This window comes from Rhizobacter sp. P2_G4 (genome assembly GCF_056403575.1).
This window is the reverse complement of sequence record NZ_JBFUFG010000002.1, coordinates 254,086-276,275: the sequence shown is the minus strand read 5'-3', so window position 1 is coordinate 276,275 and position 22,190 is coordinate 254,086. Positions and strand designations below refer to the sequence as shown.

Here is a 22,190-nt window from a genome sequence, read left to right as displayed (position 1 = left end):
ACATGGCAAAGACACGCGTGGTGGTAGTGGACGATTCGGCGCTGGTGCGCAGCCTGCTGACCGAGATCATCAACCGACAGGTCGACATGGAATGCGTCGGCGCTGCGGCCGACCCGCTGGTGGCGCGGGAGATGATCCGCAACCTCAACCCGGACGTGATCACGCTCGACGTGGAGATGCCGCGCATGGACGGCATCGACTTCCTCGCCAAGCTGATGCGCCTGCGGCCGATGCCAGTGGTGATGGTGTCGACGCTGACCGAGCGCGGTGCCGACGTGACCCTGCGCGCGCTGGAGCTCGGTGCGGTGGATTTCGTCGCCAAGCCCAAGATCGGTGTGGCCGATGGCCTGCGCCTGCTGGCCGAAGACATCACCGACAAGGTTCGCATCGCCGCCAAGGCACACATCCGCAAGACACACCACGTGCCGGCGCCAGCGCCTGGCACGGCTGCGGCCTCTGCCAAACCTGCGGCACCGGTGACGTCCATCGGTCGGCTGTCGACCGAGAAAATCATCTTCATCGGCGCCTCCACCGGCGGCACCGAAGCGACCAAGGAATTCCTGGTCAACCTGCCGCCTGATTCGCCGGCGGTGGTGATCACGCAGCACATGCCGCCCGGCTTCACCAAGAGCTACGCGGCACGACTCGACGGGCTCTGCAAGATCCGCGTGGCCGAAGCGCGCGACGGCGAGCGCATCCTGCCCGGCCATGCCTACATCGCACCCGGCGGCTTCCACCTGAGCGTGGAGCGCAGCGGCGCGAACTACATCGCCCGCGTGCAAGACGGCGAGCCGGTGAACCGGCACAAGCCATCAGTCGAGGTGCTGTTCAAGTCTGCCGCCCGCGTTGTCGGCCCCAACGCGCTGGGGATCATGCTCACCGGCATGGGTGCTGACGGTGCCAAGGCCATGAAGGAACTGCGCGATGCCGGCAGCTACAACTACGTTCAGGACGAAGCCACCTGCGTGGTCTTCGGCATGCCGCGCGAGGCCATTAACGCCGGCGCGGCACATGAAGTGCTGCCCCTCACGCAAATCGCGCCCAAGCTGATCGAGCGCTTGCGCAGCACCGCCGGGTTGTCGACCACCCGGGTTTGAACGGCTCCGGCCGCTCAGCCGTGAAGCCACTGCCTCAGTGGCTCATGGACACGCCGATCGCGTTCTTCCTGGCGCACCTCGGCGCGCGAAATCAACTGCGCGGGGGCTCCGATGTCGCGCAGCGTGTCGGCGTTCAGGTCGGCCACCAGATCAAACGCGTGAGCTTCGCGTTCCGCTTCGAGGTGGGCGGCCCAGCGCGCGGCAATCGCTTGCCAGAGTCGTGCGATCGGGTTGACCGGGCGGTGCATCGCGACGCGTGACACACCGACGTTATCGCAGCAAAGTTGAGTGGTGTTCATCGTGCAGCTCCGGTTTGTTTTCAGCATGCTGGTAAGCATAGGAGCCCATCAGCTGGGATGGAAACGCATAGTTCTGCACTGATTGGTAAGTTATGCTTACCAGATGGCCAGACTCACACTGCAAGCCCTGCCCGCCTTCCGCGCCGTGGCAAAGGCGCAAAACCTGCGCGCCGCGGCCGAGACGCTCCACCTCACCCACAGTGCCGTGAGCCAGCAGATCCGCGGGCTGGAAGAGCAGCTGGGCTTCAACCTGTTCGACCGCCGCGGCCGGCGCGTGGTGCTCAATGCGGCCGGCGAAGCGCTGCTGCGCAGCGTGGAGCCGGCCCTCGCCCAGCTCGACGACGGTGTGCAAGCTGCGGCAGCCGCAGCCAGCGGTGCAGCGCAACGGTTGCGTGTGACCATGCTGCCGTCGTTCGCCAACCGCTGGCTGCTGCCACGCATGGGGCGATGGCGAGAACGCCATCCCGAACTCGCGATCGAGATCGACGCCACACCTCAGATCGTTGATTTGCAGCGCCAAGGGTTTCACGCAGCGCTGCGCCAGGGCATCGGCCCCTGGCCTGGACTGGCATCCGAGCGGCTGTTCGACAAGCCGATGCCCTTCGTCGTGGTGGGTTCGCCGACTGCGGCACGACAACTTCTCGGAGCCCAACCCGAAGCGCTGGCGCGCGAGCCCTTGCTGGGAGACAGCGACGTGTGGGAGGCATGGTTCTCGGCCGCGGGCTTGCGAACCCGCGTCGTTCCGGTGGCCAGCTTCAACGACGCCGGCCTGATGTTGCAGGCCGCCGAACAGAACCTGGGGTTGGCCGTGTCACGTGAACTGCTGGCAGCCGATGCACTCTCGGACGGGCGGCTGATCCAACTGTCGCCCCTCACCATCAACTTCGAGGCTGCGTACGCCTACCACCTGGTGTACCCGCCCGCCTTGCGCGACTGGCCACCGCTGGATGCCCTGCGCCAGTGGTTGCGCGACGAGCTGGAGGCATCGATGCGGGCGCTGCACCCGCCAACGAAAAAGACTAGGGCAAGAACAAAGCCTGCAAGTCGCTGAGGAAGTCGAATCCGCGGGGCGTGGGCTGGGCCCATTGCAAATCGCGCGTGAGCCAGCCCTTGGCTTCGGCTTCGTCCAATGCTCGACGCAGCACCGTCAAGGGCAGGCCGGTGCGTTCGGTGAAGCGGGCGAGTTCGAAGCCTTCCTTCAGGCGCAGTGCGTTCAGCATGAACTCGAAGGGCAGCTGCTCGCGCGGCACTTCTTCGTCTTGCGTGATCGCGGCGCCGGCCAGCGCCTGATCCATGTACTTCGCGGGGTCGCGATAGCGCGTCTGCCGCACGACTCGGTGCGGGAAGCTGAGCTTGCTGTGTGCGCCTGCACCGATGCCGAGGTAGTCGCCGAACTGCCAGTAGTTCAGGTTGTGGACGCAACGGTGGCCGGGGCGGGCAAAGGCCGAAACCTCATAGCGCTCGAGGCCCGACGCCGCGGCCTGCTCGGTGATGATGTCCAGCATGTCGAAGGCCGTGTCGTCGTCGGGCACCTGCGGAGGGTGTTTGGCGAAAAAGGTGTTGGCCTCGATCGTCAGGTGATAGATCGACAGGTGCGGCGGCGAATACGCCAGCGCTTGCCGCAGGTCGGCCCGCAGCTCATCCGGCGTCTGCCCGGGCAAGGCGTACATCAGGTCGATGTTGAAGGTGTCGAAGGCGTCACGCGCTTCTTCCACCGCGGCCATCGCCTGCGCGGCATCGTGCACGCGGCCGATGGCCTCGAGTTTCTCGTCGTTGAAACTTTGCACGCCCACTGACAGGCGCGTGACGCCCGCGGCGCGGTAGCCGCGGAACCGGTCACGCTCGAAGGTGCCGGGGTTCGCCTCGAGCGTGATCTCACAGCCCGGCTCCAAGGGGAGGCGAGCGCGGATGTCGGTAATCAGCTGGTCGATGCTGCCCGGCGAGAACAGGCTGGGCGTGCCGCCACCGATGAAGATGCTGTGCACACGGCGGCCCCAGATGAAGGGCAACGCGGCTTCCAGGTCGGCGCGGAGGGCTTCCAGGTAGCGGGCCTCGGGAAGGCCGTCACGCTGCTCGTGGGAATTGAAATCGCAGTAGGGGCACTTCTTCAAGCACCATGGCAGGTGCACGTAGAGCGACAGCGGCGGCATCGCGCCGAGGCTGAGCACGCCCGGCCGCATGTAGCGCGATAGCAGATCGGCGGCGTTCTCGACCCCCGACGCTGCAGCGATGGGGATGTCAGCCAAGGCGCCAGACCTCGCGCATCAGCGCCAGCATCTGGCGCGATGCGATGGCGCGGTGACTGTGGAGGTTCTTGCTGTCGGCGCTCAGTTCGGCCACCGTTTGCCCGAGCGCCGGGATGAACAGCAGCGGGTCGTAGCCGAATCCGCCCTCGCCTCGCAACTCCCGCAGTACCTCGCCCTCCCAGCGGCCGAAAGCGATCAGCGGTTCCGGGTCGTCAGCCGACCGCACGGCGACCAAGGCACTGACGAAACGCGCGCGTCGATCGTCATGAGTCGTCAGGTTCTCGAGCAGCACACGGTTGTTCTCGTCATCACTCTTAGGTCGGCCAAACAGCGTGGCGTAGCGCGCCGACAGCACGCCCGGTGCACCGCCCAGCGCATCGACGCACAAACCCGAATCGTCGGCAATGGCAGCGGCGCCCGCGTGCTGCGCCGCATGGCGCGCCTTGGTCAGCGCGTTCTCGACGAAGGTGACGTAAGGTTCCTCGGCCTCAGAGATGCCAAGGCTTCCTTGCGTCACCAGCTCCAGGCCGAGCGGCGAGAAGAGCGCCTGCAGTTCGACGAGCTTCTTGGCGTTGTTGGACGCCAGTACGAGGCGCATGGTGTCAAACAGCCAATGCGACGCGCTGCGCGGCCACCAGTTCGCGAATGCCCTTGTCGGCAAGCCCCAGCAGCGCGTCCATCTCGGAGCGCGAGAAGGCAGCGCCCTCGGCCGTGCCCTGCACTTCGACAAAACCGCCGGATTCGGTCATCACCACGTTCATGTCGGTGTCGCAGGCCGAGTCTTCGACGTATTCGAGGTCGAGCAAAGGTGTGCCCTCCACCACGCCCACCGAAATGGCTGCGATGGCTTCGCGGATCGGCGAGTTCACGATCAAGCCCTGCTTCTGCAGCCAGCGCACGGCGTCGACTGCTGCGACATAGCAGCCGGTGATGGCAGCAGTGCGGGTACCACCGTCTGCCTGGATCACGTCGCAGTCGAGGTGAATCGTGCGCTCGCCGAGTTTCTTGAGGTCGAAGACGCAGCGCAGCGAGCGGCCGATCAGGCGCTGAATCTCCTGCGTGCGACCGCTCTGCTTGCCACGCGCTGCTTCGCGGTCACCGCGGGTGTGCGTTGCGCGCGGCAGCATGCCGTACTCGGCCGTCACCCAGCCTTCGCCGCTGCCACGCTTGTGCGGCGGCACCCGCTCTTCGACCGAGGCGGTGCACAACACCTTGGTTTCACCGAAGGCGATCAGGACCGAACCTTCGGCGTACTTGGTGTAGTGGCGGGTGATGGTGACCGGGCGCAGTGCGTCCGCGGCCCGGGCTTGGGTGCGTTGGAATGTCATGGGGGCATATTGTCCACGCTCCCCGCGAGTCCGGTGGGGGCCGGGCTTCTAGGACTTCTTCTGGGACGAGCGCCGAATGGCCTCGTTGATCTCGCGGATCGAGCGCTCGATCTCAGCCTCGTCGAGTTCGTCGGGAGGGTCCTGGCCGAGCACGCTCGCCTGGATGGTCGAGGCGAACACCTCTTCGCCAAGCGTCTGGGTGGAAATAGCGCTCTGGCTGTCGCGGTCTTCAGCCGATTCCCATTCGACGGCCAGCACCGACACGTTGTCGCTCTTCGCGCCACCGTTGCGCAGCGCTTGTTCGACAAGTTCGGGTACAGCGTCGGCAATGGTGTTCTTGGCCAGCTGGTCGGTGATCTCGGCGTCGGTCACCGTGCCCCACAGGCCATCGGAGCACAGCAGCAGGCGGTCGCCGCTTTGCAGCACCAGAGGCCCGACGGTGTCGACCACCGGCTTGCCAGGGCTACCCAGACAAGTGAACAGCACGTTGCGATTGAAGCGCTCGCCCATGGGCACGACATGGCTCATGGTTTCTTGCAGCTCGGAGTAGGAGTGATCGCGCGTGCGCGCCACCAGCTTCTCGCCGCGAACCAGGTACAGCCGCGAGTCGCCGCAGTGCGCCCAGTAGGCGTTGTTGCCCTGCAGCACGCAGGCCACGATCGTCGTGCGCGGTGTGTCGATCAGCGCCTTCTGCGTGGCGTAGCGCAGCAATTGATGGTGGCCGGCGATGATCGCTTCGTGCAGGAAGCGCATCGGCTCCTTCAACGTCGGCTTGGCATCGCGCTGGAACATGGCTGCCAGCGTCTGCAAGGCGAGCTGCGAAGCGACTTCGCCTTCCGGATGGCCACCCATGCCGTCGGCCAGGGCGAACAAGCCCGAATCGCGCGTGTAGCAATAGCCCATGCGGTCTTCGTTTTTCTCGCGGCCGCCTTTTCGGCTGACCTGATAGACCGTGAATTGCATGTCGATGCTTGCCTTACGCCTTCGCGCCAGTGGTCAGATTTTCAAGCTGAAGCTTCAGACGTTCACTGAAACTCAACTTGGTATAGCGGCGCTCGGTCTCGCGCGCCAGCTCTTTTTGCAGCGAGAACACGCTTTGCGGGCGCGAAAGGGGATCGAGCGACATGCACCACTCGGTAACTTCGATCAGGTTGTCGGAGTACACGTTGCGCAGCCGCGAGAGCGACAGCGCCAGACGGTCTTTCTCGATTCGCTGCGGCGCGTCGTTGGGCGGGTAGCCCTGCATGCAGGCGTAGATGCACGCGCCGACCGCGTAGATGTCGGTCCAAGGGCCGAGCGTGCCGTCACGGCGGTACATCTCGGGCGCGGCAAAGCCGGGCGTGTACATCGGGCGAATGAAGTTGCCTTCCTTGCTCAGTACTTCGCGCGCGGCGCCGAAGTCGAGCAAGACCGCCTTGTTTTCGTTGGTGATGAAGATGTTGGCCGGCTTGATGTCCAGGTGGAGCATCTTGTGCTGGTGCACGATGCGCAAGCCGCGCAAGATCTCGTCGAACAGCGAGCGGATGGTCGACTCGCGGAACACCTTGTCGCGCTTGAGGTCGCGCGCGGTGACGATGAAATCCTGCAAGGTGTCACCCTGCAGGTAGTTCATCACCATGTAGACGGTGTCGTTCTCGCGGAAGAAATTCAACACCGAGACCACGCTCGGGTGAGAAATCTGCGCGAGGTTGCGGCCCTCTTCGAAAAAGCTCTTGAGGCCCAGGCGATACAGCGGCTGCTTCTCGGGCTTGACCCGCGGCATCAATTCGCCAGGAGCGCGCTCGGCCAGCGATGAAGGCAGGTATTCCTTCACGGCCACGAGGTGGCGGTCGGAGTCTTCGGCCAGATAGACCACGCCGAAGCCGCCGGCTGCCAGTTTCTTGATGATCTGGTACCCGCCGACCACGGTGCCTGATGGCAAGGGGGCAGGTTTCGGCTTTGACATAATCCGATTTTGCAATGCGATAAGTTGAATGCCAGTCTACAGCATGACCGGGTATGCAAGCGCCACCGCCGGGGCGCATTCTGCGACAGAAAGCACAGGCTCCTCCGAGGCTGCGGCCGCACGGCCTGCCGCTTCGTCAGCGGCCAGCGTGACGGTTGAATTGCGCTCCGTCAATGGGCGCTTCCTCGACTTAGGGTTTCGTCTACCCGACGAGTTCCGCTCTCTGGAGCCCGCTCTTCGCGACTTGCTGACCGGCAACTTCCGCCGCGGCAAGATCGAGTTGCGACTCAACACCAAGACCGAAACCGACACCGTCTGGCCGAACCCGCAGCCGGAGCAGATGAACCGGTTGTCCCACCTGGAAAGCACGATCCAGGGGTGGCTGCCCAAGGCACAAGCCCTCTCGGTCCATGAGGTGATGCAGTGGTGCAAGGGCGGCGCCCCCGCCGAGCGGCTCGACGAAGTCGCACTCGACGCCGCCAAACGCTGCGTCGCCGGCCTGGCCGAAGCGCGAGCCCGCGAAGGCGAAAAGCTCGTGACCGTGCTGATGGAACGCGTGACCCGCCTGCGTGAATTGGCGACCCAGGCCGAACCGCTGGTGCCTGCTGTCGTACAACGTCTGCAGCAGCGATTTCTGGAACGCTGGCAAGAAGCGCTGGTCGCGACAGGCGCAGCGCAGAGCATCTCTCGCGAAGCGCTGCAAGAGCGCGCGCTCAACGAGGCCGCCGCCTATTCCATCCGCATCGACGTGGCCGAAGAGCTGGCCCGGTTGCGTGCACACACCGAAGAGATCGCCCGCCTGCTGAAGGCCGGTGGCGAGGTCGGCAAGCGCCTCGATTTCCTGATCCAGGAGCTGCTGCGTGAAGCCAACACCTTGGGCTCCAAGTCGTCGACGCTGGAGCTGACCAATATCTCCGTGGAGATGAAGGTTCTGATCGAACAACTGCGGGAGCAGGTTCAAAACTTGGAGTAGCTTTTCTAAGGGATTCCAAGCAATCCCTGAAAAGACTTGCCAGCGCGGAGCTGAAGATCCCCGCCGGTGCCGCCGTTAACGACGGCACTGAGCCCCCGCCGCGCTCCTGCTCTGACTTGCAGTAGCCGCCGCATGTCTTTCGACGTACGCGATCGACCGACAGCCGGGAAGAAGAGCGGCACGATTTGCTGACTGGGTCGACGCGCCCTTTCACGCATTCCCCCTCGAACTGGGACCTCCCCACTTTCTGCCTCGGCCGTGAAGGAAGCGTGCCGAACGGAGCGACGTTTGCTGAACAGCGCCTGCATCCCACATTCCACGAGAAAGCAGGTTCACATGGCAACTCGCAAATCGCCCGCGAAGACCGCACCCATCAAGACAAGCACGACCAAGCTTGTCGCCCATAGAGCGCCGCGCGGAGCGGAAGTGCCGCCGCTGGAAAGCTTGGGGACGGTACTGAGCACCGTGTCCGGGCCCTCCACGAGTCACTTCGAACCCAAAGACGCCGAGCAACTCGACACCGAGGCACAGCAGCGCTTGGCACTGCGCCAAGCCGGCACCAACGGCCTGGCGACCGCCCTGCCCGCCAACCCGCTGAAGGCCGCAGAGCACGGGCTCGCCAACGGCCACTCGCCTCAACCGGGTGTGTGCGTTGAAGCCGCGGACGACTTGGTGCGCAGCAGCACCGTGCAGGAAGACGCGGCCTCCGACAAGGTCGGCAATGGTGTGGTGCAGCCCGGCTACAACCCAAGCAACGGGCCGTTGGACCGCGTTCGCGTCGACAGCACCGGCCAGACACTGACGACGAATCAAGGTGTTCGCATCTCCGACAACCAGAACTCGCTCAAGGCCGGGCTGCGCGGCCCCACGCTGCTCGAAGACTTCGTGCTGCGCGAGAAGATCACGCACTTCGACCATGAGCGGATTCCGGAGCGCATCGTGCATGCGCGTGGCTCCGCCGCGCATGGCTACTTCGAGTGCTACGACGCGCTCGACGACCTCACCATGGCCGTGCCCTTTTCTGCCGCGGGCAAGCGCACGCCGGTGTTCGTTCGTTTCTCGACCGTGGCGGGCGAGCGAGGCTCCACCGACACCGCGCGCGACGTGCGCGGCTTCGCCGTCAAGTTCTACACCGAAGCCGGCAACTGGGACCTGGTGGGCAACAACATGCCTGTCTTCTTCATCCAGGACGCGATGAAGTTCCCCGACCTGGTTCATGCCCTGAAGCCGGAGCCGCACCACGCGATGCCGCAGGCCGCAAGTGCGCACGACACCTTCTGGGACTTCGTGTCGCTGATGCCCGAGTCGGCCCACATGCTGATGTGGGCGATGTCGGACCGCGCCATTCCGCGCAGCTACCGCATGATGCAGGGCTTCGGCGTGCACACCTTCCGCCTCGTCAACGCCAAGGGCGAATCGGTGTTCTGCAAGTTCCACTGGACGCCTGCTCTCGGCACGCATTCACTGGTGTGGGACGAAGCGGTGAAGATCAGCGGAGCCGACCCGGACTTCCATCGCCGCGACCTGTGGGAAGCCATCGAGGCCGGTGCCTACCCCGAGTGGGAACTCGGACTGCAGGTGTTCAGCGAAGTGCAGGCCAATGGTTTCAGCTTCGACGTGCTCGACGCCACCAAGCTCGTCCCCGAAGAACTGGTGCCGGTCCGCAAGGTGGGCCGGCTGGTGCTCAACCGCAACCCGGACAACTTCTTCGCCGAAACCGAACAGGTGGCTTTCTGTACGGCGCACATCGTGCCGGGCATCGACTTCAGCAACGACCCGCTGCTGCAGGGCCGAATCCATTCGTATGTGGACACGCAACTCTCACGGCTGGGTGGCCCCAATTTCCACGAGATCCCGATCAACGCACCGATCGCGCAGGTCCACAACAACCAGCGCGACGGCATGCACCGCCAGGGCATCGCGCGCGGCCGCGTCAGCTACGAGCCGAACTCACTCGGCGGCGGCTGCCCGTTCCAGGCCGGCAATATGGGCTTCGTGTCTTTCCCCGAGCCGGTGCTTGAAGACAAGGTGCGCGGCAAGCCCGAGCGCTTCGCCGACCACTACTCGCAGGCCACGCTGTTCTGGAAGAGCCAGACGCCCACCGAGCAGAACCACATCGCCGCAGCGTTTCGCTTCGAGCTGACGAAGGTGCAGACGCAGGCCGTGCGCGAGCGCGTGGTCTCGGTGCTGGCCAATGTCGACGCAACACTCGCGGAGAAAGTGGCGAGCGGCCTCGGCATCCCGGTGCCGCCTGCGCAGGAGCGCGCCTTGAAGGAACCAGTGAAGTCGGAAGTGGACATGTCGCCGGCACTCTCGCTGATGGCCCGCCCCGGCGAACAGACGGTGCGTGGACGGCGTGTCGCCCTGATCGTTGCCGAAGGCGTCGACAGCACGAGCATCCGTGCCGCGCACGCGGCGCTGGCAAAGGCAGAGGCAGCACCGCGCTTCGTCGGGCTGCGCCTCGGGGCAGTGCAGGGCAACGACGGCACGCCGATCCACGTGGAGGTGTCGCTCGAAGCGGCTCCCTCGGTCGTGTGGGATGCGGTGGTGCTGCCCGACGGTGAAGTGGCGGCCACCGCACTTGCCGATCAGGGCCAGGTGATCGAGTTCGTGAAAGACCAGTACCGGCACTGCAAGCCCATTCTGGCGCTGGGCCACGCGAGCGCCGTGCTGGCTGAAGCGGGCATCGACACGCAGTTGCCCGACGGATCGGCCGACCCCGGTCTGTTCTTGATGCCGCCTGCCGATGCCAAAGGCAAGGCGACGCCCGCCGACAACGGGTCGCTCCAAGCCTTCATTGCGGGCGTAGCCAAGCACCGGCACTACGCGCGCGAGACCGACCCGCCCCGCGTGTGAGCGGCGGGCATGTCCCGGACGCCGTTCGAGGCAGCCTGACGGCATCCGCAGACCAATGTGGTGAGGCCGGTGGGTGGTGCTCGCCTAAGACTACGCCAAGAAGTCTGGCGGGCGGGCGGTTTGTCGGTGATGATTCGGGCCGAACCATGTGATTCAGGAGTTAGACATGAAAGATCTGGCAGGCCTGACGCTCAGTCACTCAGAGTTCGAACTGCTCGCAGCGTATTGCGGTGCCGACGGCGTGTTTCCAAAGACCTGGGAACGCTGGACCGAACTGATATCCCGGGCGAACGCGGCCGCCGCTGCGGCGGGCTTGGAAAGCCGACCTCTGCAACTGAGTCCGCCGCAATTCAAGGAATGGTGCATCCGGCTGGAAGTCGTTCCGTGCCTGGATGCCCTCCGCGCTTACGCGATTTCCGTGCGCAACCAGCTCGGTGCCGGCCACTCTCTCGGACAGTCGACCGCTATAGGCGAGTGATCCGTCCTTGACTGGAGACGTCGAGTAGCAGGCATACAGTTTTTCGGCGGATGAGACTAGCCGTGCGCAAGCTTCAGGACCACGATTCCTGACAGTACCAGCGCGACACCGAAGATCGAGGCGGCGCCCAACGCTTCGTTGAAAAGCAACCAGCCTGCGAGCACGGTTCCGACGGCGCCAATGCCGGTCCAAACAGCGTAGGCCACGCCCATGGGCAGCATTTGCAGCGCCCTGCCAAGGAGGAACACGAACAGGGCCAGCAGGACGAGCGAAACGAGCGTCCAACCCAGCCTCGTGTAGCCCTGCGACTGCTTCATCGAGATGGCCCAGGCCACGTCGAGCAGGCCAGCAACGCCCAGAGCCAGCCAAGCCATGGAAGCCGTCATGCCGTGATCTCCGGTCTGATCACAAGATGCCCCAATAGCGGGGGAAGCTTCTGACGAGGGAGCAGGTCGATGCCATGGCGGGCTCAGTCCGCTACCTTCATGCCTTCGGCGCGCATGGCCCGGCGCACCGCGGGCCGGGCACCTACCAGCGCCATGAATTCCCGCAGCCGCGGAAAGCCATCCAGACCCACCCGGGCGAATGCGGACCAGCTGACGATCGCGAACAAGTAGGCATCGGCGACGCTGAACCCAGCGGGCGTCAGGTACGGGCCGCCTCTGCTGAGTTCAGACTCGACGTAGGCCAGCCGCTCGGCAAGCTTGCTCCGTGCCACGCCCTGCGCCTGATCACCGTACTCCGGGTGGAACAACCACGGGCTGTACATCTTGTGCAGTTCCGTTGCGACGAAGTTCAGCCACGACTGCTGCCGATAGCGCGCCATCGTTCCAGCCGGCGCGATGAGGCCGACCCCTGGATTCAGGTCGGCCAAGTACTGAACGATGGCGGCTCCTTCGGTAAGCAGCGACCCATCGTCCAGTGCCAGCGCGGGCACATAACCGTTCGGGTGAATGGTCGAGAAGTCGACCCCCGCCGCCGTACGGTGTGGGTTGACGCCGATGTTGACGCGATCGGCGTCGAGCGTGATGCCCGCCTCCTCGGCGACGATGCGCGGCGACAGCGAACAGGTGCCTGTGGCGAAGTACAGCTTCATGGTGTGGGTCCTTGCGATGTGAGCGGGGTCAGAGGAGCGATGACGAATGTTGACCTGGCGATCAGCGCAAGTGAATACGGCGATCTTGCAAGTAGACTTTGCAAGCAATGCAAGCAAAACTCAGCATCGACGACCTGCACCTGATCCGCGCCATCGCCGAGGGCGGCTCCTTGTCGGCCGCAGCGCGGCGCATCGGCCTAGACCACTCGTCTGCCTTTCGGCGCCTGGGTTCACTGGAGCAGCGGCTCGGCACCAGACTCTTCGAGCGAGCCCGCGCTGGCTATGCGACGACCCCGGCCGGCGAAGCCGCACTGGCCACTGCGCGTCACCTCATCGACGAGATCGATGCACTGCACACGCGACTCGCCGGAGCCGACATGCGGCCGTTCGGTGCGGTGCGCTTGACCACGACCGACACACTGGTGGACTTCCTCGGCCCGATGCTGGCGGCGTTCAAGGCCGAGCATCCAGAGATCACCATCGAGCTGGCCGCATCCAACACGTTCTTCACGCTGTCACGGCGCGACGCCGACGTCGCGTTGAGACCTTCGGCAGAGGTGCCCGAGCACCTGGTCGGACGCCGCCTGTCCACACTTGCGACGAGTCTCTACGGCACGGCTGCGCACCTGAAATTGCTCAAGCGCGGGACGGACATCCGCGAGCTCCCGTGGGTGGCGCCAGACGAAAGCCTGTCGCACCTTGCCTCGGCCCGCTGGATCGCGCGTGAGATCGCGCCCGAGCGCATCACCTTCCGTTCCAGCACCCTGATGGGCCTCGCGATGGCAGCGCGCCAAGGCTTGGGCGTGGCAGCCTTGCCTTGTTGCCTGGCTGACCCCGACCCGCGCTTGAAGCGCCTGAATCCGCCGATGGAGGAGATGGCATCCGCGCTCTGGCTGCTGACACACCCCGACCTGCGGCGGGTCGCCCGGGTTCGAGCCTTTGTCGCGTTTGCCACGACATGGCTTGAGAAGCGCAGGTCGTTGCTCGAAGGGGTGCCCTCGCCTGCGTGAGCCGGTGATGAAACCGCTCAGACATCAACGCTGGGCACACGAAGAACGCTAGAACTCAGCGACCTTGCCCCATGCCGATTCGCTGAAGCGCCCTGGCCGGTACGGTGCCGGATCGACGATCGGTTCGGCGCCGGTGGCAAGGTCCGCAATGAGGTGGCCTGCGCCGGGGCCGATGCCGAAACCGTGTCCAGAAAAGCCCGCGGCCAGAATGAATCCGGCCATGCCCGGCACCTCGCCAATGCCAGGCACACCGTCTGGCGTGCTGTCGATGTAGCCGGCCCAGGCGTGCGTGATCTTGGCGTCGCGAAGTTGGGGCAGCAGCTCGACGGCGCGGCGGTGGGTCTCCCTGATCGTGGGCAAATCGGGCTTCGGATCGAGGATACGCACCCGCTCCATGGGCGTCGGCGCATCGAGCCGCCACCGAGCTAGCGTTTCGTGGCCACCACGAATGCCTTCCAGGCCGCCCGGACGAAGGTTGCGCCAACGCTTGGCGAACATCGGCACGAATTGCGGAGCGAATCGCATGAACTGCGGCGTCACGTCCACGCGCGCGCGGCCGCTGATGGCCAGTGCGTAGCGTCCGTCGTTGCGGCGCGTGGCAGACACGTTCCCGCTCACCACCGCATCCGGCAAGCGATGCTCCACCGGGGACACGCTCAGAATGGATTGCCGGATCGAAGCCTGTGGAAATCGGATGCCAAGCTGCCGGCAGAACGAGGAAGCCCAGGCGCCCCCGGCGAGCACCGCCGTCTTGGTCTTGATGACGCCGGCTTCGGTGATGACGCCGCTGACGCGTCCGCCTTCCATCTCGATGCCGCGGGCAGCGCAATTCTGGTGGACGCTGCCGCCGAGCTTGATGAGCGCAGCGGCCACGGCCGGCGCAGCCTTCGCGGGATCGGCAGTGCCATCGGTGGGCGAGAACACGCCCCCCTTCCAGGCGCGGCCGGTCGCACGCCCTCGCTCAGCGGCCTCACGGCTGCTCAGCATGTAGGTCGTCACGCCGGCGGTCTTGGCAAAGTCGTGCCATTTGGACCAGCGTGAAATCTCGGCCTCGTCGTTGCTGAGATAGAGCAGCCCACAGCGGTGAAAGCCCGCGTCTTCACCGCTCTCTGCGGCAAAGCGCTCCCAGAGATCGAGGCTTTTGCTTGCAATCGGCAGTTCGCGGGCGTCTCGGTTCTGCTGGCGGCACCAGCCCCAGTTGCGGCTCGACTGCTCGGCGCCGATCAGTCCCTTTTCGACCAAGGCGACCGACACGCCGCGCTGGGCCAAGTAGTAGGCGGTGAAGACACCGATGATGCCGCCGCCGATCACGACGACGTCAGCGGATGCCGGCGGTGTGGGCGAAGTCTGGATGTGCTGCAGCGGAGGGGACATGATGAATCTCGCTCGCGCGTTCACGCGGGGACGTTCTGGCACACGTAGAACTTCGCGACACGCTCACTGCTTTCCCATCCGATCGGCGCGCCCTGCGGCACGAAGAGCGCATCACCGGTGCCGACGGACAGCACGCTGCCGTCGGGCGCTGCGAATCGCACGCTGCCGGCCAGCAGATGCATGAATTCGTTGAGTCGATGCGGACGAACGATCCGGTGGTACGGAGTCGAATCCCAGGCACCCGCGAGATAGTGCGCGGCGTCGTCGGTGAACACGTTGTCGCTGCGGCATTGCGGCACCGGACCGAGGAGGATCTCCGCCGGCAGCGAGTTGGACGGCTTGAAGTCGGCGTCGGCGCGCAGCGGGAAGATCCCGCGCTTCGTCGGTTTGTCGCAGGCGGCCGCGCAAAACACGATTCGCGCCTGCGATGCAGCCTGGATGCGAAGCGCCGTGCCGCATCCGATCACCGCACCCGCATCCGGGCCGAGCACAAGCGGAGCCGCTCCGGCTGCGGTCAGGGTGAGTTCTCCCTCGACCACGACGATGGTTTCGATGTGAGGGAAGCTCGCGACCTCAAGCTCACCGATGAAGCTGATCCGCCCCGCGGCCATGGAACCTGGCCCTTCCCACGCGATCTCGCGATGTTTCGCAAAGGGGTCGTTCTTGCCGAAGGCGGCCTCGCGAAAAGAGGTTGAAAGGGGTGCGCCATCGGCGCGATGCAGCACGAGGGCCACGGTCATGATTGCTCCTGCGCGTCGCGCGTTGATTTCACCGATGTCTCTTCGGCGAGGCTGGGTGCTGCGCCATCCCGGAAGCCGAGGATGGCCTTGGTTTCCAGATATTCCTCGAGGCCTTCTCTTCCGTACTCGCGGCCGTTGCCCGACCGCTTGTATCCGCCAAACGGGGCCTCGGGGTTCCAGGCCGGATGGTTGATGTGCACCTGCCCGGACCGGATGCGCGCGGCGACCGCGCGCGCCGCGCCGAGATCCTGGCCTTGGACGTGCGCGCCGAGCCCATAGACCGTGTCGTTGGCAATCTCCACGGCCTCGTCCACGGTGTCGTAGGGAATCACCGCGAGCACTGGCCCGAAGATCTCCTCCTGCGCGATCTTCATCTGCGTATGCACCGCAGAGAAGATGGTCGGGCGAACGTAGAAACCGCGCTTGAGGCCCTCCGGCCGGCCGAGGCCGCCACAGAGGAGCCGCGCACCTTCGGCTATTCCGATACCGATCATTTCCTGTACCCGATTGAACTGAGCGCGGTTGGCGACGGGGCCATGCGTGGTGTGCTGCGAACTCGGGTCCCCCACGACGATGCTGGACACCGCGTCGAGCGCGAGCCGTTCGACTTCTTCGAGGCGTGCGCGGGGCACGATCATCCGAGTCGGAGCACTGCACGACTGGCCAACGTTGCGAAAGGCAGCGGCCACTCCTGCGGGAACCGCACGCGCCAGGTCCGCGTCCGGCAGGATCACGTTGGGCGATTTGCCACCGAGTTCCTGGGCCACGCGCTTGACCGTCGGCGCGGCCGCCTGAGCCACCAGCACGCCAGCCCTCGTCGAGCCGGTGATAGAGATCATGTCCACGTCCGGATGTGCCGACAGCGCGGCGCCGACCTCCTGCCCCTTGCCGTTCACCAGGTTGAAAACTCCCGCAGGGACGCCGGCGTCCTGCACCACCTCGGCGAACAGCAAGGCGCTCAACGGCGACAGCTCGCTGGGCTTGAGGACGACGGTGCATCCCGCGGCCAAGGCCGGGCCGACCTTGGCCGTGATCTGGTAGAGCGGCCAGTTCCACGGCGTGATCAGGCCGCACACGCCGATGGCCTCGCGCATGATGGCCATGTCCCCTCGATAGGTGACGAACGGGTAGCTGCCAGCGTGGTCACGCGCCACGCGAATGTGCTCCGCCGCCAACGGCACCTGTGTACTACGCGCCATGCTGATGGCGGCGCCCATTTCCAGTGAGATCGCCTGGGCGAACAGTTCAGCCCGCTCAAGGATCAAGGCATGGACACGATCGAGAAGCAAGGCCCTGCTCTGCGCCGAACTCACGGACCACGTCTTGAACGCACGTCGCGCAGCAGCCACCGCGGCGGCAACGTCGCTTGCGGTTCCCAGCGCGATCTCCGCGATCTGCTCTTCTGTCGAGGGGTCGACGACGGCGGCACGAGCATGCCCCTGGGGCACCACCCATTCGCCGTCGATGAACAGGCGATCCAGGCGGCCAGCGCTCCTGAGGTGCTCGATGRTGGAGGAGTTCACTGAGTGCGTCCTTTGGGATACGGCGTCAAGGTTGCTCATTGCCATCCATGAATGCGTGGCCACGGATGATGGGAATCGGATGGGCTGCGAAGTCGGGCCTTTTGATGTCGAAAAGTTTAGGTCGCATGCCCCTCGCTCCGGTGCTGCAATGAGGGCCTTGCGCAAAGGAGGCTGCGGTTGTGCAAGCCGCTACAGCAGATCATGCCGTCGTGTGAACGTCAGAGTGCGCTCTTGTAGCCTTGTCGCTGCCAAGCAGGGCCTGCTCCTCCACAGGCCCGCCTGGCTCCTGAGCGCCGGAGCTCAGGCCGAAGCCGCGATCCCGGCAGCGAAGTCGCGGTACGAGCGCAGCGGGCGGCCCAGGAGCTTCGTCAGGCGCTCCACGTCGCCTGCTTCGGGGACCATGCCGTCCGTCACGAAGCGTTCGCTCATCAAGCGCATGTCGTACGCCATCCACGCCGGCATGAAGTTCCGCAGGTTCTTCTCGAAACCGCTGGCATCGTCACCGCCGTAGGCGATCGAGCGACCCAGAACCGACGACCAGATGGATGCGACGGCGTCGCCGGTCAGCGTATCGGGGCCGACCAGGTTGATCCGCTCCAGCGGCAGCGGCCCGGATGCGCGCTCACGGCGGAGCAGTTCGATGGCCGCGATCTCGCCGATGTCACGTGCATCGATCATCGCGAGGCCCTTGGCTCCGATGGGCATGGGGTACACGCCGTAGCCCTTCACCACGTCCTTGATGGTGTGGTCGTTGTCCATGAAGTACGCCGGCCGCAGGATGGTGGCGCCGAAGCCCATCTGTTCCAGCATCCGCTCGACGCCGAACTTGCCTGCGAAGTGGGGCACGTTCAGGTAGCGGTCGCTGTGGATCACCGACAGGTAGACGACTCGCTCGACACCCACCTCGCGTGCCACGTTGAGCGTGATCAGGGCCTGCGTGAACTCATCGGGCACCACGGCATTGAGCAGGAACAGCGTGGAGACACCGTCAAAGGCTCGGCGCAGGGCGTCGACATCGAGCAGGTCGCCCTGCACGACGTCGACTCCCGCAGGGAGGTTTGCCTTTGCCGGATCGCGGACGAGGGCGCGCACATTGGCGCCACGGTTGACGAGCTGCTGGACAACTTGGCGGCCCACGTTGCCGGTCGCGCCAGTGATGAGGATGGTCATGGAATTGCTCCGTTTCGTTGAAGGAGCCTCCATCTTGTGTGTTCCACCTCTTGTCCGCTAGACGCCAAACATAGACGCGCCGTCCCATGGATGGAACACATCGTCAAATCGACAAGGAGACCTCTACCGGTGCGAGCTGCTCTCGGTGTGTGCCCGAGAACCATGGGCCGTGTGCGTCTCGTGAAGCGCCAGCATCGCGGCCGTCACCCCGTTGGTCCAGCCGAAGCCGTCCTGCAGCGGATATTCGCCGCCGCCGCCTCCCTGTGTCGAATCGTGCTCGACGGTTCGCAACGCATATTTCTCGACCAGCCTCCCCTCGCGCTCGTACAGCGCCGCGACCGTGGCGAGCCAGCGATGCGCAATGGTGTCGGCGAGCCGGGTCTGACCGTGGCGGCACAAACCCATCGCAGCCATCCACTGCAGCGGCGCCCAGCCGTTGGGACGGTCCCATTGCTGGTCACTGCAGCACTCCGTCGTGGCGAGTCCGCCGGGCGCGAGAAGCCGCTGCTCCAGCGTGCGCGCTAACGCCGTGGCCTGACGGTCGTCTGCCAGGTCGACGAAGAGGGGTACCACGCATGCCGCTGTCAGAGAGGTGCGCCGAACACCACGCCTCCAGTCGTAATCGAAGAAGGCGCCGGCCTCTTCATTCCACATGAGGGCCTGGACTGCAACGCAGCGACGGGTTGCGTGCGCTCGAAAGATATGGGCCGTCGCCGCATCGCCGGCCTTCTCGGAGAGTGCGGATATCTGCAGCTCCAACCGGTACAGCAGCGCATTGAGGTCCACCGGCAGGATGTCGGTGGTGCAGATGCTCGCGAGCGAGACGGCTGTCATGCCCGAGTGCCCGGTCACTCCAGTGAGCGGTTCGCGCAGCCAGCGAGTAGAGAAATCCCAGCCGGACTCACAGGCCGCACGCAGATCGCGATAGACCTCGGCCGGCTCTCGCTCCGCGTGGCGCGCCGTCGTCACATCTTCCAGCCAGGACTCTTCGCGCGGCGTGTCGCGATCGTCCCAATAGCGATTGAGCAAGCCGCCATCTGCAAGCCGCACCACGCGATGGCGGGCCTGACCGATCGGCAAGCCCTCGGCACCCCGCATCCACCAGGCGTGCTCCTGCCGCAGTTGCGGCAAAAAATCGACGGCCTCGCAGGCGCCCTGCTCCTGCGCCAGCTCGACCATGAGGGCGAACACCGGCGGCTGCGAGCGCCCGAGGTAGTAGGTGCGCGTGCCGTTGGGCACATGGCCGTAGGTATCGATGAGGTAGGCAAAGTTTTCGACCATGTCGGCCAGCACCTGCTTGTGGCCATCAGCGGCCAAGCCCAACATGGTGAAGTACGAATCCCAGTAGTACAGCTCGCCGAAGCGGCCGCCTGGCACCACATACGGATGCGGAAGCTGAAGCAATGACGAAGCCGGTGGATGCGCGTCAGGATGCCGCGTCAGCACGGGCCAGAGGGACGCGATGTGCTCACGCAGCGGCTGCCCGGGAACGGACACGTACTCGCTGGGCGCTGGCCGCAAACAATGGAAATGGGCATGCACGAAGCGTGAGAGGTCGAAACCGGCCGCCGCCGACTCGGCGCGATAGGCCGCCAATATGTCGACCGGCCTGCCCCGAGGGGCACAGTCGACAAAGGTCTTGCTGTCATTGAAGACACGCCCCTGCTGCACCGCGACGAACAGCTCCTGATACCGATCGGCGGGCGTCAGTTCATCCGGGGCGGGTGTGCACGCGGCGCAGTCGTGGCGTTGTTGTGCCGAACGTGCCGCTGCGGTGCCGTGATGCATCGGCGCATTGTTCACTGCTCTGCGTAGTTCCACAGCAGGCCGCCGTCCACGACCATGGTGGTGCCGGTGACATAGGCAGCGTCGTCAGAGGCGAGAAAGGCCGCGGCACCGGCCACGTCGTCCGGCGCGCCGAGCCGGTTCAACGGGATATTGGCGAGTAACGGCGCGAGCAATGTCGGATCGCGAGTGAGCTGCGCATTGATCGGCGTATCGATGGCGCCCGGTGCGATGTTGTTGACGGTGATGCCCATCGGCGCCAACTCGATGGCGAGATTGCGCGTCATCATCTTCAAACCACCCTTGCTCAGACAATACGGCGTGAAGTTGGGAAAAGGAAGCTCCTCGTGCACGGAGCTGATGTTGATGATCCGCCCTCCGCGCTGCATGCGCCGGCACATCGCCGCGTAGGCCTGGCTCAGAAAGAAAGGGCCCTTGAGGTTGACCGCCAGCACGAGGTCGTAGTCGGCCTCCGTGACATCGAAAACAGAAGCATGCTTCTCGACGCCGGCATTGTTGACCAGGATGTCGACCGGGCCCAGTTCTTCGACCGCTCGCTCGAACGCCTCTCGCATCGCCGTTGGCCGCGAGACATCGCAAACCACCGTGATGCAGCGGCGGCCGATCGAGCGAACGCGTTCGCGAGTGGCCGCCGCGCGCTCATCGTCGTGCCGCGCATTGATTGCGACATCAGCGCCTTCTTGTGCCAGCCTGAGCGCGATCGCCTGGCCTATCCCCTGCGTAGCGCCCGTGACGAAGGCCACCCGGTTTTGCAATCTCATGCCGCCTCCTGCAAAGACCCGTTGTCATACGGAGTCCGCACCCTGCGTTTTCGTTCGGCGGTCGCCTGTCAGACGAAGCCGCTGCCGCGCGACATCGAATTCGTACATGCGAAGAAGCCTGTTCCTCGACGGTTCCTTTAGAGTCCCGCATCCAACCGAATGAGCGGCGAGAAGATGGGTGCCACCCTTCCCTCGCCTTGACACCAAGGCTTGTCTGAATGTTTCTCGACATCGGTCCGCTGCGCCACAACACGGCCTTCCGCCGCCTTTTTGCGAGCCAGTTCATCTCGGGCCTCGGCACCATGGTCAGCTACGTCGCCGTGCCGTGGCAGCTCTACCAGCTGACGCACTCCAACGCCCAGGTCGGCCTGCTGGGCCTCGTGCAACTGTTGCCGGTGGTCATCTGCGGGCTGCTCGGTGGCGCAGTCGCCGACCGCGTGGACCGAAAGCGACTGCTGATCGGGTCCGAAGCGTTGATGGCGATGTGCCTGGCGGGCCTGCTGGCCAACGCGCTGGTCGCCGCGCCCAGCGTGCTCGCCATCTACGCGCTGGTGGCTGTGCTGCAGGGCGCCAGCGGCTTCCACCGCCCGGCGTTGGAGGCGCTGACGCAAAAGCTTGCCCGCCCGGAGGAGTTCGCCGCGGTTGCTGCGCTCTCGTCGGTGCGAGGCACCGTGGGCATGGTGGCCGGCCCGGCGCTGGCTGGCTTGCTGTTGGCACGTTGGGGTGCAGTCGGCGCCTACCTGTTCGACTTCTGCACCTTCCTGGCGGCGCTGTTCTTCATCTACCGCATTCCCGCCGTGGCCATGGAGCCAACCGACGCGCCCGGCGAACGCCCTCATCTGCTGGCGGATCTGGCCGAAGGCCTGCGCTTCGCGTGGGCACGCCCCGAGCTCATGGGCACCTACGTGGTGGACATCGTCGCGATGGCCTTCGCCTTTCCCGTCGCGCTCTTCCCGGCCATGGCCGCAGCAGACGGACGCACCGAATCGGTGGGCTGGCTCTTGTCGGCGATGTCGGTCGGGGCGCTCGCCATCGGTGTCTTCAGCGGCTGGACCGGCAAGGTCACGCGCCATGGCCGGGCGGTCGTCATCGCCGCGGCTGTGTGGGCGGTCGGCATCGTGGCGCTTGGCTTCGCGCCGAGCCTGGCACTCGGTCTTCTGTGCCTGGCCGTGGCCGGTGCCGCCGACATGGTGAGCGGCGTATTCCGCGGCACGATCTGGAACCAGACCATCCCCAACACCTTGCGCGGGCGCTTGGCCGGCATCGAGATGATCAGCTACCTCACCGGCCCGCTCATCGGCAATGCGCGGGCCGGTTTCATGGCGGACGCCTGGGGGGTGTCAGCCTCGGTGTGGGTTGGTGGCGTGATCTGCCTTGTGTGCGTCGTCCTGACGGGTTTCGCCTTGCCGCGGTTTTGGGCCTACCGCAGCACACACGAGCAGGGCAAAGAATCTGTGGCGGCTTGACGGCCCACAGGCCCAATCGATC

The 22,190-nt window shown here is 65.3% G+C and carries 21 protein-coding genes; 7 read left to right on the top strand and 14 right to left on the bottom strand.

Annotated features, from left to right (window positions below):
- Positions 1-2 precede the first annotated feature (2 nt).
- Entirely contained in the window at positions 3-1,097 is a 1,095-nt protein-coding gene (locus tag AC1DYS_RS07805; protein ID WP_477897750.1) for a protein-glutamate methylesterase/protein-glutamine glutaminase, read from the top strand.
- Between the two features lie 14 nt (positions 1,098-1,111).
- On the opposite strand, the gene AC1DYS_RS07800 is transcribed toward AC1DYS_RS07805, so the two are convergent.
- Positions 1,112-1,396: a hypothetical protein gene (locus AC1DYS_RS07800; RefSeq protein ID WP_477897748.1), complete on the bottom strand. Its 285-nt coding sequence runs from the start codon at positions 1,394-1,396 to the stop codon at positions 1,112-1,114.
- A 103-nt stretch (positions 1,397-1,499) separates the two neighbouring features.
- Here AC1DYS_RS07800 and AC1DYS_RS07795 point away from each other — a divergent pair, with 103 nt between their 5' ends.
- Positions 1,500-2,447 carry a LysR substrate-binding domain-containing protein gene (locus AC1DYS_RS07795; protein ID WP_477897746.1) on the top strand — a complete coding sequence of 316 codons (948 nt, stop codon included), beginning with the start codon at positions 1,500-1,502 and terminating at the stop codon, positions 2,445-2,447.
- On the opposite strand, the gene hemW is transcribed toward AC1DYS_RS07795, so the two are convergent.
- From hemW to AC1DYS_RS07770, 5 genes are read right to left on the bottom strand one after another with little or no spacing between them, the layout of a single operon-like run.
- Entirely contained in the window at positions 2,416-3,576 is a 1,161-nt protein-coding gene (gene hemW / locus AC1DYS_RS07790) for a radical SAM family heme chaperone HemW (RefSeq protein ID WP_477899587.1), read from the bottom strand. The genes AC1DYS_RS07795 and hemW overlap by 32 nt on opposite strands.
- 58 nt (positions 3,577-3,634) lie before the next feature.
- Positions 3,635-4,240 (bottom strand): RdgB/HAM1 family non-canonical purine NTP pyrophosphatase, encoded by a 606-nt coding sequence (rdgB, locus tag AC1DYS_RS07785; RefSeq protein WP_477897744.1) that lies wholly within the window; start codon positions 4,238-4,240, stop codon positions 3,635-3,637.
- A 4-nt stretch (positions 4,241-4,244) separates the two neighbouring features.
- The gene (gene rph / locus AC1DYS_RS07780) at positions 4,245-4,970 is read right to left on the bottom strand and encodes a ribonuclease PH (RefSeq protein ID WP_477897742.1); all 726 of its coding nucleotides are present in this window, start codon (positions 4,968-4,970) and stop codon (positions 4,245-4,247) included.
- Positions 4,971-5,018: 48 nt separating this feature from the next.
- Positions 5,019-5,933, bottom strand: coding sequence for a PP2C family protein-serine/threonine phosphatase (locus tag AC1DYS_RS07775; protein ID WP_047498906.1), 915 nt, complete (start codon positions 5,931-5,933; stop codon positions 5,019-5,021).
- 13 nt (positions 5,934-5,946) lie between these two features.
- Positions 5,947-6,915: a serine/threonine protein kinase gene (locus tag AC1DYS_RS07770; protein ID WP_047498909.1), complete on the bottom strand. Its 969-nt coding sequence runs from the start codon at positions 6,913-6,915 to the stop codon at positions 5,947-5,949.
- A 28-nt stretch (positions 6,916-6,943) separates the two neighbouring features.
- Here AC1DYS_RS07770 and AC1DYS_RS07765 point away from each other — a divergent pair, with 28 nt between their 5' ends.
- The 3 genes from AC1DYS_RS07765 to AC1DYS_RS07755 all read left to right on the top strand — a co-directional run bounded on the left by AC1DYS_RS07765 (position 6,944) and on the right by AC1DYS_RS07755 (position 11,222).
- Positions 6,944-7,888, top strand: a complete 945-nt coding sequence (locus AC1DYS_RS07765) for a YicC/YloC family endoribonuclease (RefSeq protein ID WP_477897739.1) — start codon at positions 6,944-6,946, stop codon at positions 7,886-7,888.
- Between the two features lie 336 nt (positions 7,889-8,224).
- Positions 8,225-10,744, top strand: a complete 2,520-nt coding sequence (locus tag AC1DYS_RS07760; protein ID WP_477897737.1) for a catalase — start codon at positions 8,225-8,227, stop codon at positions 10,742-10,744.
- A 166-nt stretch (positions 10,745-10,910) separates the two neighbouring features.
- A complete protein-coding gene (locus AC1DYS_RS07755; protein ID WP_477897735.1) occupies positions 10,911-11,222 on the top strand; it encodes a hypothetical protein in 312 nt (103 codons plus the stop codon).
- Between the two features lie 56 nt (positions 11,223-11,278).
- Here the strand turns inward: AC1DYS_RS07755 and AC1DYS_RS07750 are convergent, their stop codons facing one another.
- Positions 11,279-11,608: a DMT family transporter gene (locus AC1DYS_RS07750; RefSeq protein ID WP_477897733.1), complete on the bottom strand. Its 330-nt coding sequence runs from the start codon at positions 11,606-11,608 to the stop codon at positions 11,279-11,281.
- An 83-nt stretch (positions 11,609-11,691) separates the two neighbouring features.
- Complete coding sequence (gstA, locus tag AC1DYS_RS07745; protein ID WP_477897731.1) at positions 11,692-12,318, bottom strand: glutathione transferase GstA; 627 nt, start codon at positions 12,316-12,318, stop codon at positions 11,692-11,694.
- 107 nt (positions 12,319-12,425) lie between these two features.
- On the opposite strand from gstA, the gene AC1DYS_RS07740 reads away from it, so the two are divergent.
- Positions 12,426-13,328 (top strand): LysR family transcriptional regulator, encoded by a 903-nt coding sequence (locus tag AC1DYS_RS07740; protein WP_477897729.1) that lies wholly within the window; start codon positions 12,426-12,428, stop codon positions 13,326-13,328.
- 48 nt (positions 13,329-13,376) lie between these two features.
- Here AC1DYS_RS07740 and AC1DYS_RS07735 read toward each other — a convergent pair whose 3' ends face one another.
- From AC1DYS_RS07735 to AC1DYS_RS07710, 6 genes are all read right to left on the bottom strand, one after another.
- Complete coding sequence (locus AC1DYS_RS07735; RefSeq protein ID WP_477897727.1) at positions 13,377-14,702, bottom strand: NAD(P)/FAD-dependent oxidoreductase; 1,326 nt, start codon at positions 14,700-14,702, stop codon at positions 13,377-13,379.
- A 20-nt stretch (positions 14,703-14,722) separates the two neighbouring features.
- Complete coding sequence (locus AC1DYS_RS07730; protein WP_477897725.1) at positions 14,723-15,442, bottom strand: cupin domain-containing protein; 720 nt, start codon at positions 15,440-15,442, stop codon at positions 14,723-14,725.
- Positions 15,439-16,965 carry an aldehyde dehydrogenase family protein gene (locus AC1DYS_RS07725; protein ID WP_477897723.1) on the bottom strand — a complete coding sequence of 509 codons (1,527 nt, stop codon included), beginning with the start codon at positions 16,963-16,965 and terminating at the stop codon, positions 15,439-15,441. Before AC1DYS_RS07725 ends, AC1DYS_RS07730 begins: the two co-directional genes overlap by 4 nt.
- A 300-nt stretch (positions 16,966-17,265) precedes the next feature.
- Positions 17,266-18,135, bottom strand: a complete 870-nt coding sequence (locus AC1DYS_RS07720; RefSeq protein WP_477897721.1) for an NmrA/HSCARG family protein — start codon at positions 18,133-18,135, stop codon at positions 17,266-17,268.
- 123 nt (positions 18,136-18,258) lie between these two features.
- On the bottom strand, positions 18,259-19,923 hold the full coding sequence (treF, locus tag AC1DYS_RS07715) for an alpha,alpha-trehalase TreF (RefSeq protein ID WP_477897719.1): 1,665 nt from the start codon (positions 19,921-19,923) through the stop codon (positions 18,259-18,261).
- 11 nt (positions 19,924-19,934) lie between these two features.
- Positions 19,935-20,684, bottom strand: coding sequence for an SDR family NAD(P)-dependent oxidoreductase (locus AC1DYS_RS07710; RefSeq protein WP_477897718.1), 750 nt, complete (start codon positions 20,682-20,684; stop codon positions 19,935-19,937).
- Positions 20,685-20,920: 236 nt separating this feature from the next.
- Here AC1DYS_RS07710 and AC1DYS_RS07705 point away from each other — a divergent pair, with 236 nt between their 5' ends.
- Positions 20,921-22,168: an MFS transporter gene (locus tag AC1DYS_RS07705; protein ID WP_477897716.1), complete on the top strand. Its 1,248-nt coding sequence runs from the start codon at positions 20,921-20,923 to the stop codon at positions 22,166-22,168.
- Positions 22,169-22,190: the final 22 nt, after the last annotated feature.